This is a genomic window from Streptomyces sp. NBC_01669, assembly GCF_026339735.1.
Classification (GTDB): Bacteria; Actinomycetota; Actinomycetes; order Streptomycetales; family Streptomycetaceae; genus Streptomyces; species Streptomyces yanii.
Window position 1 is genome coordinate 4,985,352 of sequence record NZ_JAPEQG010000001.1, and the last position, 13,635, is coordinate 4,998,986.

Annotated in this window: 12 protein-coding genes; 7 read left to right on the top strand and 5 right to left on the bottom strand. The window is 70.9% G+C overall.

From position 1 onward, the window contains the following. Positions 1 to 66: 66 nt before the first annotated feature. The 4 genes from OG972_RS22380 to OG972_RS22395 all read left to right on the top strand — a co-directional run bounded on the left by OG972_RS22380 (position 67) and on the right by OG972_RS22395 (position 4,350). On the top strand, positions 67 to 942 hold the full coding sequence (locus tag OG972_RS22380; protein ID WP_266984141.1) for a S9 family peptidase: 876 nt from the start codon (positions 67 to 69) through the stop codon (positions 940 to 942). 192 nt (positions 943 to 1,134) lie between these two features. Continuing rightward, positions 1,135 to 2,400, top strand: coding sequence for a sensor histidine kinase (locus OG972_RS22385; protein ID WP_266990655.1), 1,266 nt, complete (start codon positions 1,135 to 1,137; stop codon positions 2,398 to 2,400). Next, positions 2,397 to 3,059, top strand: a complete 663-nt coding sequence (locus OG972_RS22390; RefSeq protein WP_266984143.1) for a response regulator transcription factor — start codon at positions 2,397 to 2,399, stop codon at positions 3,057 to 3,059. Before OG972_RS22385 ends, OG972_RS22390 begins: the two co-directional genes overlap by 4 nt. Positions 3,060 to 3,120: 61 nt before the next feature. Further along, positions 3,121 to 4,350 carry a cytochrome P450 gene (locus tag OG972_RS22395; protein WP_266984145.1) on the top strand — a complete coding sequence of 410 codons (1,230 nt, stop codon included), beginning with the start codon at positions 3,121 to 3,123 and terminating at the stop codon, positions 4,348 to 4,350. 152 nt (positions 4,351 to 4,502) lie between these two features. On the opposite strand, the gene OG972_RS22400 is transcribed toward OG972_RS22395, so the two are convergent. Together OG972_RS22400 and OG972_RS22405 are read right to left on the bottom strand one after the other, a co-directional pair. Next, positions 4,503 to 6,128 carry an ABC transporter permease gene (locus OG972_RS22400; protein ID WP_266984147.1) on the bottom strand — a complete coding sequence of 542 codons (1,626 nt, stop codon included), beginning with the start codon at positions 6,126 to 6,128 and terminating at the stop codon, positions 4,503 to 4,505. Continuing rightward, positions 6,125 to 7,039: an ABC transporter ATP-binding protein gene (locus OG972_RS22405; RefSeq protein ID WP_266984149.1), complete on the bottom strand. Its 915-nt coding sequence runs from the start codon at positions 7,037 to 7,039 to the stop codon at positions 6,125 to 6,127. Before OG972_RS22405 ends, OG972_RS22400 begins: the two co-directional genes overlap by 4 nt. Before the next feature lie 113 nt (positions 7,040 to 7,152). On the opposite strand from OG972_RS22405, the gene OG972_RS22410 reads away from it, so the two are divergent. Beyond that, positions 7,153 to 7,692 (top strand): GbsR/MarR family transcriptional regulator, encoded by a 540-nt coding sequence (locus tag OG972_RS22410; RefSeq protein WP_266984151.1) that lies wholly within the window; start codon positions 7,153 to 7,155, stop codon positions 7,690 to 7,692. Between the two features lie 64 nt (positions 7,693 to 7,756). On the opposite strand, the gene OG972_RS22415 is transcribed toward OG972_RS22410, so the two are convergent. Together OG972_RS22415 and OG972_RS22420 are read right to left on the bottom strand one after the other, a co-directional pair. Beyond that, on the bottom strand, positions 7,757 to 8,029 hold the full coding sequence (locus tag OG972_RS22415) for a DUF1876 domain-containing protein (RefSeq protein WP_266984153.1): 273 nt from the start codon (positions 8,027 to 8,029) through the stop codon (positions 7,757 to 7,759). Positions 8,030 to 8,168: 139 nt separating this feature from the next. Then, on the bottom strand, positions 8,169 to 9,035 hold the full coding sequence (locus OG972_RS22420) for a diacylglycerol kinase (protein ID WP_266984155.1): 867 nt from the start codon (positions 9,033 to 9,035) through the stop codon (positions 8,169 to 8,171). Positions 9,036 to 9,221: 186 nt separating this feature from the next. On the opposite strand from OG972_RS22420, the gene OG972_RS22425 reads away from it, so the two are divergent. Then, positions 9,222 to 10,505, top strand: coding sequence for an adenylosuccinate synthase (locus OG972_RS22425; protein ID WP_266984157.1), 1,284 nt, complete (start codon positions 9,222 to 9,224; stop codon positions 10,503 to 10,505). Between the two features lie 102 nt (positions 10,506 to 10,607). On the opposite strand, the gene dnaN is transcribed toward OG972_RS22425, so the two are convergent. After that, positions 10,608 to 11,726 carry a DNA polymerase III subunit beta gene (gene dnaN, locus OG972_RS22430; protein WP_266984159.1) on the bottom strand — a complete coding sequence of 373 codons (1,119 nt, stop codon included), beginning with the start codon at positions 11,724 to 11,726 and terminating at the stop codon, positions 10,608 to 10,610. 421 nt (positions 11,727 to 12,147) lie between these two features. Here dnaN and OG972_RS22435 point away from each other — a divergent pair, with 421 nt between their 5' ends. Further along, complete coding sequence (locus OG972_RS22435; RefSeq protein WP_266990657.1) at positions 12,148 to 13,611, top strand: helix-turn-helix domain-containing protein; 1,464 nt, start codon at positions 12,148 to 12,150, stop codon at positions 13,609 to 13,611. Positions 13,612 to 13,635 lie beyond the last annotated feature (24 nt).

A 13,635-nucleotide genomic window follows, 5' to 3' on the forward strand; every position in this document is an offset into this window, starting at 1 on the left:
CCCTGTGCTGATACCGTCCCCGCTGGTCAGGCCAGTTGGGCACCTCTGTCGGATGGTTGGAGCAGCATGTCGGATTCCGCCGCGCGTGATCGGGACGCAGTCGAGACCGAGTCGGCGTTCTCGCATCCGGCTGTCGCCCCTGACGCCACCGCCGCCTACGGCACCCACCCCGACCAAGTGATCGACTTCTACGCCCCGCGCGACGGGCGGGCCGGGGCGCCCGTCGTGGTCGTCCTGCACGGCGGTGCGTGGCGGGCGCCGTACGACCGGCAGCATGTGTCGCCGCTCGCGGACTTCCTGGCCCGGCGCGGGTTCGCCGTCGCCAATGTCGAGTACCGGCGCGGCAGCGAGATCCCGCAGCAGCGCGGTTCCGGTCCGGTGGCGGGCCGTTGGCCCGAGACGTTCGACGATGTCGCCGCGGCGATGGACGCGCTGCCCGCACTGCTGGCCCGCGAACTGCCGGAGGCCGATGCGCGGCGGATCGTCGTCACCGGTCACTCCGCGGGCGGTCACCTGGCGTTGTGGGCAGCGGCCCGGCATGTACTCCCGGAAGGGTCGCCGTGGCGGCTTTCCGCGGCGCCGCCGCTGCGAGGCGTTGTCGCCCTGGCGCCGATCGCCGACTTCACCACGGCGGTGGAGCTGGATGTCTGCTCCGGTGCGGTGGGTCAACTGCTCGGCAGGGAAGAGGACTTCGCGGCCAGGAGCCCGTACGCCGACCCGGCTGCGCTGCTGCCGACGGGAATCGCCACGGCGCTGGTGCAAGGACGCACCGACCTCACGGTGCCGCAGGCGGTCGCGGAGGCGTTCGTCGATGCGGCGGCGAAGGCCGGGGAGACGGTGGGGCTGACGCTGCTGGAGGAGGTCGGGCACTTTCCGTTGATCGATCCGGCGGCGGATGCGTGTGCGGTGGTGGCGGAGGAGATTGCGCAGCTGGCGTGGTGACAGGCGGTCCCGGAGCCGTCCGGTGGCGGCGGTCCCGGCCGTGACCGGTCCGCCCGGGCGGGTCCGAGTAGTCCTTGCGACGGATGCCGCAGGATCCGTATCACTGCTGACGACGTCGCGCGGCGCGCCGCCTACCGTGAGAGCGTGACCACCAAGACCAGAAGTCCCGAGTTCCGGCTGGCCGCAGGGGCGATAGGCGGCCTGCGGCAGGACCTCTTCCATGACGCGTTCGCCTACCGTCCGCTGGCCCCGATGCGGACCGGCCGGGCGCTGACCCGGCTGCTGCCCGAGCGGATGCGTGCGCGGGCCGGCTGGGCGCCGCACGCGCTGGTCGGGCTGGCCGCGCTGATCACGATCCTCATCGGCCTCACCGTGGCGGACGGCTCCGGGGCCTGGTCCGGGATCGAGATCATCGTGACCGGGCTGCTCCCGGCGCTGACCGTCGCGATGACGCTGTTCCGGCCGGTCGGCGCGTTCTGGATGTCGATGGCGCTCACTCCGGTGACAGCCGTGATCACCGGCGGCGACTGGCCGTGGGTGCCGAGCATGTTCCTCTCGCACCTGGTGGTGCTCGTCGTGGTCGCGGCCCGGACCCGGCCGCGTACCGCCGCCTGGATGTGGGTCCTGACCGTGGTGCTCGGCACCTTCCTGGAGAACTTCGGCTGGCACTACTCGTCGACCACCGGGCCCATGGCCGTGGGCTCCGCGTTCGCCCTGCTCGTGGTGAGCGTCGTGCAGATCCGCCGGGAGGCGGAGCGCGAGGTGACCGTGCAGCGCACCGTCACCGCCGTGGAACGCGACCGGCGCACGCTGCTGGAGGAGCGCACCACCATCGCCCGCGAGCTGCACGACGTGGTCGCCCACCACATGTCGGTCGTCGCGATCCAGGCCGAGGCCGCCCCGTACCGGGTGGAGAACCCGCCGCCCGAGCTGGAGCAGGCCTTCGTCACCATCCGGGAGAACGCCGTTGCCGCCCTCACCGAACTGCGCCGGGTCCTCGGCGTCGTGCGGGCCGAGGACTACGAGGCGCCGGACGCCCCGCAGCCCACCCTCGCCGAGCTGGACGGACTGCTCGCCAATGTGGCGGACGCGGGGCTGGTGGCGGAGAAGACGGTCACCGGTGCGGTACGCGAACTTCCGCAGGGCGTCGAGCTGTCGGCGTACCGGATCATCCAGGAAGCCCTCAGCAACACGTTGCGGCACGCGCCCGGCGCCACCGCCAAGGTCGAGATCGGCTACGTGCTCGGCGGGCTCGGGCTGCGGGTCGTCAACGGGCCGCCGACCGGTCCGGTGAAGCCCTCGCCGGGCGCCGGGCACGGTATTACGGGGATGCGGGAGCGGGTCGCCATGCTGGACGGCGAGATGACCGCCGAGGTGACGGCGGAGGGCGGGTACGAGATCGCCGTATTCATCCCCGTACCCCCGGCCCAGGAACCGACGCAGAGCGAGACCTCATGAACGACATCCGTGTCCTGATCGTCGACGACCAGATGATGGTCCGCGAGGGCTTCTCGGTACTCCTGGGGGCGATGCCGGGCATCGAGGTCGTCGGCGAGGCCGTCGACGGCCGGCAGGCCATCGCCCAGGCCGCCGCGCTGCGGCCCGACGTGGTGCTGATGGACATCCGGATGCCGGAACTCAACGGCATCGAGGCGACCCGTGAGATCGTCGCCAACGACGCGGCCGCCAAGGTGCTGGTGCTGACGACGTTCGACCTCGACGAGTACGTGTACCAGGCGCTGCGTGCCGGGGCGTCCGGGTTCCTGCTGAAGGACGCCTCCGCACGTCAACTCGCCGATGGTGTACGGGTGGTGGCGGCCGGGGAAGCGCTGCTGGCGCCGACCGTCACCAAGCGGCTGATCACCGAGTTCTCGCGGCTCGCCGGAGCCCCGCGGCCACCCGCGCTGGCTCAGATCGGCGATCTGACGGAGCGCGAGACGGAGGTGCTCGTCCTCATCGCGCAGGGGCTGTCGAACGCGGAGATCGCCTCGCATCTGGTGGTCGCCGAGTCCACCATCAAGACGCATGTGAGCCGGATCCTGGTGAAGCTCGGGCTGCGGGACCGCACGCAGGCCGCGGTGTTCGCGTACGAGGCCCGCCTGGTCACCCCCTCCTGACCTCCTGCTCCCCTTGAGGGCCGCCCGTGACTAAACCGGCCGGTCCGGTTAGCGTCGGTTTATGCACCCGTCTCCGCAGCCCGCCACCACCGCTACGTTCGACCCCTGGTCACCGGCGTTCGTCGCCGACCCGTACCCCGCGTACACCGCGCTGCGGGCCGCCGGCCGGGTGCACCGGTTCGAGCCCACGAACCAGTGGCTCGTTCCGCACTACGCCGATGTGTCCGCGCTGCTGCGGGACCGGCGCCTGGGCCGGACGTATCTGCACCGCTTCACGCACGAGGAGTTCGGCCGTACACCCCCGCCTGCCGCGCACGAGCCCTTCACCACCCTCAACGGGCAGGGAATTCTCGACCTGGAGGCCCCCGACCACACCCGGATCCGGCGCCTGGTCTCGAAGGCGTTCACGCCGCGCACGGTCGAACAGCTCGTCCCGACGGTGCAGCGGCTCGCCGCCGAGCTGGTCGACAGCTTTGTGGGGGCGGGCGGCGGCGACCTGCTCGCCGCGGTCGCCGAACCGCTGCCCGTCGCCGTCATCGCCGAGATGCTCGGCATCCCCGAGTCCGACCGCGGGCTGCTGCGGCCCTGGTCGGCGGCGATCTGCGGAATGTTTGAACTGAACCCGTCCGAGGAGACCGCGAGCGCCGCCGTCCGCGCCTCGGTGGAGTTCTCCGCGTATCTGCGGGAGCTGATCGCGGAGCGCCGCAAGAACCCCGGTACGGATCTGATCTCCGCGCTCATCGCCGCGCACGACGAAGGGGAGCGGCTCAGCGAGCAGGAGATGATCTCCACGTGTGTGCTGCTGCTGAACGCGGGCCACGAGGCGACGGTCAACACCACCGTGAACGGCTGGTGGACGCTGCTGCGTCACCCCGAGCAGCTGGCGGCCCTCCGCGCCGACCGCGGGCTGCTGCCCACGGCCGTGGAGGAGTTGATGCGGTACGACACTCCGTTGCAGATGTTCGAGCGCTGGGTCCTCGACGACATCGAGATCGACGGCACGGTCATTCCGCGCGGTTCCGAGGTGGCCCTGCTCTTCGGCTCCGCCAACCGCGACCCGGCGCGCTTCGCGGACCCGGACACGCTGGACCTGTCCCGGCAGGAGAACCCGCACATCACCTTCGGTGCGGGCATCCACTTCTGCCTGGGCGCTCCACTCGCCCGGGTCGAACTCGCCTCGTCCTTCGGTGAGTTGCTGCGCCGGGCGCCCCGGATGCGACTGGCGTCCGAGCCGGAGTGGAACCCGGGCTATGTGATCAGGGGCCTGAAGGAGTTGCGCGTGGAGCTGTGACCGGAAGCGTTCCTCCCGGCATCCCGGTCCGCAGGGCGGTGGCGGTCCGGTGGTGTCCTCGACCTCCTCCATGGCCCGAGGGTGTGGGGACATCCTCGACGGGCTTGAACATCAAGTCCGTCCGGCGATCGAGGACAGGAACGGTCACCCGCTCACCCCTGCTGCACGTCACGCCGCCGGAGCGCTCCCAGTCCCGCCGCCACCAGGACCACCGCGCCCGCCGTGAGCCACAGCGCCGGCGGCCACTGCATCTCCGTGCCCGGCAGCTTCGGCAGGTGGCTGAACGGTGACAGGTTCATCACCGGCTGCGGCATGTTCACCGCCGGCCCGATCCACCCCAGGGCCAGGCAGATCCCGACGACTCCCCACGAGGCCACTGCCGCCTTCGGGAGAGCGCCGTACAGCAGGACGGTGAGACCTCCGAGCAGCCAGACGGCGGGCAGCTGCGCCAGCGACGCGCCCAGTACGGCCGGGAGTTCGTGGCCGTACCCGGCGGCCAGGCCGAGGCCTCCGACCGCCATGATCAGTGCCGCGCCGCCGAAGGCGATGACCAGGTGTCCGGCGGCCCAGCCGATCCGGCTCACCCCGCCTGCCAGCACGGGTTCGGCTCGCCCCGCGGTTTCCTCGCCGTGCAGCCGCAGCACCGACGCGACGATGTACAGCGCGGCCACCATCCCCAGCATCCCGACCATCGCGGCGAGGAACGCGTCGGTCAGACCGGCCTGTCCGCCCATCCGTTCGAAGATTTCCTTCGTCTTCTCGTTGGTGCCGACGAGGTCCGCCGCCCCGCCGGTGAGCCCGCCGAAGACGGCGCCGACCGCGGCGAACGACAGCGTCCACCCGATCAGAGCACCGCGCTGCAGCCGCAGTGCCAGCCCGAACGCCGTGGAGATCCGCCCTGTCGCGGGTCCGGGACGCGTCGGCAGGAAGCTCATGCCGACATCACGCCGCCCGGCCAGGGCGTACGCGATCCCGCCCTGGATCAGCACCGCGGCCCCGACCACCAGCAGCACCCACCACCGTTCGTCTGCGTAGGCCCGGACGTTCTCCGCCCAGCCGATCGGCGAGAGCCAGTTCAGTACGGACGAGGCGTCATCCGTCGACGAGTCGCCCGCCGCCTTCAGGACGAACGCGGCGCCGATCACCGCCGCCGTCAGCCCCTTCGCGAGCCGTGCGCTCTCCGTGAGCTGGGCGGCGATCGCTGCGGTGCAGGCGAACAGCGCCCCGATTCCGGCGACCGTCAGCGCGAGCGCCACCGCCCCGGCCCCGCCCGCCCCGGACCCGGCCATCCCGGCGACGATCATCAGGGCGAGCGCGGCATCGGCGATCAGTGCGGCGAGGAGGGCGGAGGTCAGTGGGGCGCGGCGCCCCACCATGGCGGCGGAGAGCATTTCCTGGCGGCCGGTCTCCTCCTCCTCGCGGGTGTGCCGGATGACGATGATCAGGCTCATCACGGCTGCCATCGCGGCGCCGAAGCCGACCATGCGCCAGGTGACGAGACCGCCGACGGAGTCATTGAAGACGGGTCCGTACACCGCGCGCAGCGAACTGTTGCCGTTCATCGAGGCGGCGAGTTCGGCGCGCTGGGCCGCGGTGTCGTACAGCGAGGAGAAGGACTTCCCGACGGAGGAGAACGACCCGCCGAGCACGATCACCCAGATCGGCATCATGATCCGGTCGCGTCGCAGCGCGAGCCTGAGCAGGGTTCCGGTGCCGGTGAGCTGCCCGCCCCGGGCGGAGCGTCCGGCACGGGTCGCGGACACGGTTACGGCAGTCATCGCGCCGTCACCCCCGCGCGTTCGCCGGTGTCCGCGGCGTAGTGCCGCAGGAAGAGTTCCTCCAGCGTGGGCGGGGTGCTGGTCAGCGACCGCACACCGGACGCGGTGAGCGACCTGAGGACGGCGTCGAGCTTGTCCGTGTCGACCTGGAGCGTGACCCGCATGCCCTGGATGTCGATGTCGTGCACGCCGGGCAGGTGCGCGAGCCCGTTGGGCGCGCCGGCCAGTTCGGCGGTGATGCTCGTACGGGTCAGATGCCGCATGTCCGCCAGCGAACCGCTCTCCACCGTGCGCCCCTGCCGGATGATGCTCACCCGGTCGCAGAGCGCCTCGACCTCGCTGAGGATGTGGCTGGAGAGCAGGATCGTCCGTCCGCGCTCGCGCTCCTCGGCGACGCAGCTCTGGAAGACCTCCTCCATGAGCGGGTCGAGCCCGCTGGTCGGCTCGTCGAGGATCAGCAGATCCACGTCGGAGGCGAACGCGGCGACGAGGGCGACCTTCTGCCGGTTGCCCTTGGAGTACGTACGCCCCTTCTTGGTGGGGTCGAGTTCGTACCGCTCGATGAGGTCGGCACGGCGGGCCGGGTCGAGGCCTCCGCGCAGCCGGCCGTACAGGTCGATCACCTCGCCGCCGGAGAGGTTGCGCCACAGAGTGACGTCACCGGGGACGTAGGCCACCCGCCGGTGCAGCTCGACCGCGTCGTTCCAGGGGTCCCGGCCGAGCAGCTGGGCAGCGCCGGAGTCGGCCCGCAGCAGGCCCAGCAGGACCCGGATGGTGGTGGACTTCCCGGAACCGTTGGGCCCGAGAAAGCCGTGAACCTCACCGGTCTCGACCGCGAGGTCGAGGCCGTCCAGCGCGTGTGTCCGCCCGAACGACTTGTGCAGTCCGGCCACGGTGATTGCCTTCGTCATGTTTCTGAACGTACGCTACTTTCACAAACTTGTGAAGTTAAGGAAGCGTATAAAGTCGGAGTATGGCCCGGGGCCGGGGAACCCGCAGGAAATTCAGGGGAGACGATGGGGCGATGAGCAGCGAAACCGGCGCGGACGGGCGTGAGCGCGAGCCGGAGCCCGAGCACGCGCGCGACGAGGAGGCCGTGTCGCGGTTCGTGGAGCGCTTCGCGGCCGAGATGACCGAGGCGGGCATGCAGCGGATGGCGTCCCGCGTCTTCGCGGCGCTGCTCGCGGACGACGACGGCTCCATGACCTCGGCGGAGCTCAGCGAGCAGCTTCGGATCAGCCCGGCCGCGGTCTCCGGCGCGATCAACTACCTCACGCAGGTCAGCATGGTCGGCCGCGAACGCGACCCGGGCTCGCGCAGGGACCGCTACCGCCTGCACAACGAGATCTGGTACGCCACCTTCGCCGGCCGCGACCGGGTCCTGACCCGCTGGGAGCACACCCTCAAGGAGGGCGCACAGACCCTCGGCCCGGACACGCCTGCCGGTACGCGGCTCGCGGAGACCGCGGAGTTCTTCGAGTTCCTGCAGACGGAACTGGTCGGCATGATGGACCGCTGGCGCGACTACCGCAAGAAGTTCGACCTCCCGGAGGGGAAGAGTTAGGCAAAGCGGAAGAGCCTGGCAAGAGGCCCGGGACACTGGGCCCTGGGCCTCGGCTCGGAACGGCTCAGGTCAGCGGGTGCGACGTCCGGCCGGACGCCTCGTCGATCTCGTCGTGCGCCTTGATCAGCAGGTTCATGGCGAGTTCGTTCAGTGCTCTGGCACCCGCGATCTCCTCGCCGACCCTCGGCTGCTGGGAGTCGGAGGGGTGGCGGCTGGCATATCCGTGCGCACGTACCTCGTTCCCGTCGGGAAGCCGTACGAGGGCGGCGGCGCGGGTGCGGTGGTTGTCTTCCTCGAATTCCAGCTCGATGTGCCATCCGACAGCGGTTTTCATCATGGCGAACACCTCCAGGACCTGCTACCAGGGTGCGCCTCTTTCCGCGCCCGCGCTCGGTGTGTCAGGGGCCGGTCGCCCGCAGGCCGCGGCAGGTGCGACACGCCCCTGAACCCTCACGTGCGCGCCCCCGGCGCTGGGATCATCCACTCTCCGCCGCCACCGGCAGCATCAGCCCCCACGCACCCGCCCGCACCGTCCACGTCCTCGTCCGGACCGGGCCGCCGACCTGTATGTCCGCCCGGTAGCGGAAGTCCGCGCCGGAGACAGTGACCGCCTTCGCCTCCGCGGTCACCGGTTCGCCGGTCGTCGTCCGGACCACCACGTCGGCCAGGCCCCCGTCACCGCCCTGCGCGCTCACCGTCACCGATTCGACCGGGCGGTCCAGATCGTTCAGCAGCACCCCGTCCACCTCGACCCGCAGCCGATGGGTGCGGGGCGGGACGGGCGGGGCCGGCGACGGGGCGGGGCGGACCAGGGTCCGTACGAGGGAGCGGCAGGTGTCCCAGACCGCCGTGACACCCGTGTGCGCCGCCGCCGTGCCCCGTGCCGCGGACAGGGCGGGGATGCGCAGGGCGCCCAGGACGACACCGTCGCTGTCGTCGACCAGCAGGTCGAGCCGGCGCACCGCCCCGTCCAGTGCCGCGCGCGCCGCGGCGACCGCGCTCAGGGGCACGCCGAGCGAATGCGCGAGTTCCAGCGCGGCCGCGGCACCCACCGGGACCAGCGAGAGCGCTGCACCGGCCAGCTCCCGCTCCCGGTGCAGGAGGGTCACGGCGCGCAGCAGCGACCGGTCGTCGCCGACGACCACCGGCCGCCTGCTGCCCCGGCGGGACAAGGCCCGCGCGAACTCCTCCGGACTGTCCGGGAGGCAGATCTTGGCATGCGAACCGGCGCTCAGCACGTCCTTCGCGATCCGGACGGACTCGCCGTCGGTCCGGCGGGCGACCGGGTCGATGACCACCAGCAATTGGTCCGTACCGTTGCCGGGGGGCTGGGCAGCCGACACCTCGGTCCTTCCTCGGGTAGCATCTTGGTGCAAGAGCCCCTTGCGCTATTGCGCCAGGGGCTTCGTCTATTCCGGGGCACCCGGTTCGACGGTTCAGGCTTCGTCGTACATCGTCGTACGGCATGTACGGCGTTTTCGTACGCCCCCTGACCTTGGACATGCCCCGCCCGGAAGGGGTGTACGCCTGTGCCCGCACTTGTGCTGCTCGGTGCTCAGTGGGGTGACGAGGGCAAGGGAAAGGCCACCGACCTCCTCGGTGGATCCGTGGACTATGTGGTGCGTTACCAGGGCGGCAACAATGCCGGCCACACGGTGGTCGTCGGCGACCAGAAGTACGCACTTCATCTCCTCCCCTCCGGAATCCTTTCGCCGGGGTGCACCCCGGTCATCGGTAACGGTGTCGTCGTCGACCCGGCGGTCCTGCTCTCCGAGCTGAGTGGGCTCAACGAGCGCGGCGTGGACACGTCCAAGCTGCTGATCAGCGGCAACGCTCATTTGATCACTCCGTACAACGTCACCGTCGACAAGGTGACGGAACGGTTCCTCGGGAAGCGGAAGATCGGCACGACCGGCCGCGGTATCGGCCCGACGTACGCCGACAAGATCAACCGTGTGGGCATCCGCGTCCAGGACCTGTACGACGAGTCGATCCTGGAGCAGAAGGTCGAGGCGGCCCTGGAGCAGAAGAACCAGCTCCTCGCCAAGGTCTTCAACCGCCGCGCCATCGAGTCCGGCAAGATCGTCGAGGAGATGCTCCAGTACGCGGAGCAGATCAAGCCGTACGTCGCGGACACGACGCTGATCCTCAACGACGCCATCGACGCGGGCAAGGTCGTCCTCTTCGAGGGTGGTCAGGGCACGCTGCTCGACGTCGACCACGGCACGTACCCCTTCGTCACCTCGTCGAACCCGACCGCGGGCGGCGCCTGCACCGGTTCGGGTGTGGGCCCGACGAAGATCAGCCGGGTCATCGGCATCCTCAAGGCGTACACCACGCGCGTCGGCGCCGGTCCGTTCCCGACGGAGCTGCTCGACGAGGACGGCGAGGCGCTGCGCCGGATCGGTGGCGAGCGCGGTGTCACCACCGGCCGCGACCGCCGCTGCGGCTGGTTCGACGCGGTGATCGCACGGTACGCGACCCGGGTCAACGGTCTCACCGACTTCTTCCTCACCAAGCTGGACGTGCTGACCGGCTGGGAGCAGATCCCGGTGTGTGTCGCGTACGAGATCGACGGCAAGCGCGTCGACGAGCTCCCGTACAGCCAGACCGACTTCCACCACGCGAAGCCGGTCTACGAGATGCTGCCGGGCTGGTCCGAGGACATCACGAAGGCCAAGACCTTCGCCGACCTGCCGAAGAACGCGCAGGCGTACGTGAAGGCGCTGGAGGACATGTCCGGTGCCCCGATCTCCGCGATCGGTGTCGGCCCCGGCCGGACCGAGACCATCGAGATCAACTCCTTCCTGTAGGACGGCACGACGCGGAAGGGCCGGGACGCAGGCGTCCCGGCCCTTCCGCGCGTTTAGACCGACCGGCAAATGGAGGGCGGGAGAAGGAGCGGGGGGAGGCCGTCAGACCAGCGGCTTCACGGACATCAGAAGATGCCGGTGCGTGGGGCCACCCTCGGGTTCGTCCCCGGCCGTCCGGCCGGTGATCATGGCGCGCTGGCCGGGACCCATCATGCGGAACTGCACGACCGGCGCGTCGAACGAGGCCAGGGCGTCCATCAGGTACGAGGGGTTGAAGGCGACCGTCAGCTCGTCGGCGCCCTCCAGGACCGCGGGCAGCCGCTGGGACGCGACATCGTCCTCATACCCCGCCTGAAGCAGTACCGAGCCGTCGGAGAAGGTCAGATGGAGCGGGCTGTCGCCGTCCGCGACCACCGCGACGCGCTTGACGGCCTCGACCAGGGGCGCCCGGTCCGTGACCGCGGTCGTCGGGTCCACCATCGTGAACAGCTTGTCGTGGCGGGGGAGTCGGCCGTCCAGGAGGCGAACCGTGGTCCGCATCCCGGCGAGTTCGAAGCCGGCCGATCCGACGTCCAGTGCGACGCGGACCATGCCGGAGCGGCCGAAGGAGCGGGCGATCTCGGTCAGCCGCCGGGCCGACACCACCACATCGGCCGTGACGCCCGCCGCCTCCGGCTTCCATCCGAGCGTGCGCACCGCGAAGCGGTACCGGTCCGTGGCGGCCAGCGTCATCGTGTCGCCGTCGAGCCCCAGCCGGATCCCGGTGAGGGTCGGCAGCGTGTCGTCCCGGCCCGCGGCCACGGTCACATGGGCGACGGCCGCGGCGAACTCCTCGGAGTCCACCGCTCCCAGCACCTCGGGCAGCGGCGGCAGCGCCGGATAGTCGTCGAGCGGCAGCACGGACAGCCCGAACCGGGCGCCGCCGCCGGTCACGGAGAACCGTGAACCCTCCACCGCGCACACCACCGGACTCTCGGGCAGCACCCGGCACACATCGAGCAGCCGTCGGCCCATGACCAGGACCTTCCCGGCCCGTACGGTCTCCGCCCCCACCTCGATGCGGGCGGACGCCTCGTAATCCAGGCCGGAGATCCGCAACACCTCGCCGTCGGCCTCCAGCAGCAGCCCGCCGAGCACGGGTACGGGCGACCGGGTGGGCAGCACCCGGGCCGCCCAGGCCACGGCATCGGTCAGTGCGTTGCGATCAATGCGGAACTCCATGCGCGGGGCCTCTCTCCGTCGGACCAACGAGGTCCGACGCTAGAGGGCGCCACTGACAATCGACCGCGGACCGGCGTCGCGCTGCCGACGGCAGCGACCACCCCCGTGGGTCGCTGCCGTCGTTCACCCCGCCGTCCCCCGACGCTCCTGTGCCCACGGACGGCACCCGACATCCCCCGACATCCATGCCGTCCGCGGAACACGTTCGGACTGTAGGTCGGCGGGTACCCGACAGGAAGATTCAATTCGCACGGTGTGGGCACCTCGGGGGTAACAGTCCGCACAGCCAAACCGGTACTCTGCACTCCGGTTATCTCCACTGCCGGGGACAGAAGCAGGGGGCAGAAGCAGGGACAGACGGGCACGAGTACGGAGCGGAGGGCCTGTGCGAGCGCGGGAACGGGCCGACGACGTACTGCGGATGAACCGCCTGGCCCTCGTCGGTGGCGTGCAGGAACTGCTGCGCTGGCTGTCGGGGCGCGCCGACGGCTGGGCCGGACTGCTCCACGACGACGGAACCGTCCTGCACGCCGTGGCACGGACCCCGGACCGTACGAGCGCCGCGGCCGTCACGCTCGCCTCCGACGGCGCAAGGGAACTGACGGCCCTCGGCGCACGCTCCTTCACCCTCGACCGTGGCCAGGACACCGCTCTGCTGCTTCCCCTCGACGGCCCGCCCGATGCCCGTGACGCCCGCGTCCCGGTCCTCGCCGTCGTCACGTGCCGTCCGCTGCCGGACGGGCTGGCCGCGCTCCTCGCCGACGCGGTGATGCCCCTGGCCATGTGCTGGGCAGCCGAATCGGTCGAACGCAAACGCCGCCGCGTCGACCTCGCGGAGTCCCGCGGCCGGGAAGCGGTGCTGCATCTGCTGATGACCGGCCAGCTCTCCATTGCCCACCAGGTCGCGGGCGCTCTGAAGCCCAGGCTGCCGGACCCCGTCCAGGTGTGCGTGGTGGAGTGCCCGGGCGGGCGGCGGGACGAGGTGGCGAAGGTCTGCACGGATCTCTCCGGCGGACGGTCCTGGATCGTGCGGTGTCCGGTGTACGCACGCCACTTGATCCTCGTCGTGCCCGCCGGCCCGGGCGGGACCGAGCCGCGACTCGGCCGTGAAGTCGCCGTCGTGGTGGACGACTGCGTGGTCGGCGTGAGCGAGGAGGTTCCGCTCAGCGACACGGCGACCGGATACCGGCAGGCGTTCCATGCCCTGGCGGTCGCCCGCGGACTGCCCGTCCGCCACGCCCGGTTCGGCTCGGCACCGGAACCGGCGCTGCTCGTCGGCGCCGAGGGCGCACAGTGGGCCGACGATCTGCTGGCGCCCCTCCTCACCTACCTGCCCCGGCGCAGCCAGGACCCCGGCAGTCAGGAACTGGCGGCGACGCTGGGTTCCTGGCTCGCGTTCTCGTCCCATGCGACCAAGCATCTGAAGATCCACCGCAACACCCTGTCCGCACGGTTGCGGTTGATCGGCGAGTTGCTCGGACGCGACCTCAACCGGCTCGCCGACCAGGCCGCACTCGACCTGGCGCTGCGGATCCGCGCCACACCCGCCCGCGCACCCCGTCCTGCCGAGCCCGGGAAGGGGGCCCGCTCCCTGGACGAGATCCTGCGCCGCCCCGATGTTCGGGAGTGGGCGGCCCAGCAACTGCATCCGCTCCGCCGGAACGGCGGGGCGGCCGAGGCGACGGTCCGGTGCTGGCTGGACTGCGAGGCTCAACTGGCCCCGACCGCAGAGGCGTTGGGGATCTCCGTGCCGGGCGCCCGCAAGCGCCTCACCCGGATCGAAGCGGTACTCCAGCGCTCACTGCTCCAAACACCCAGTGCGCGTTACGAGTTGTGGCTGGCTTTCCGGGCGCTGGCTGTTGCGGGTGTCACCGACGCGGTGTGAGTTTCACTGCAGGGCAGGGCCCAT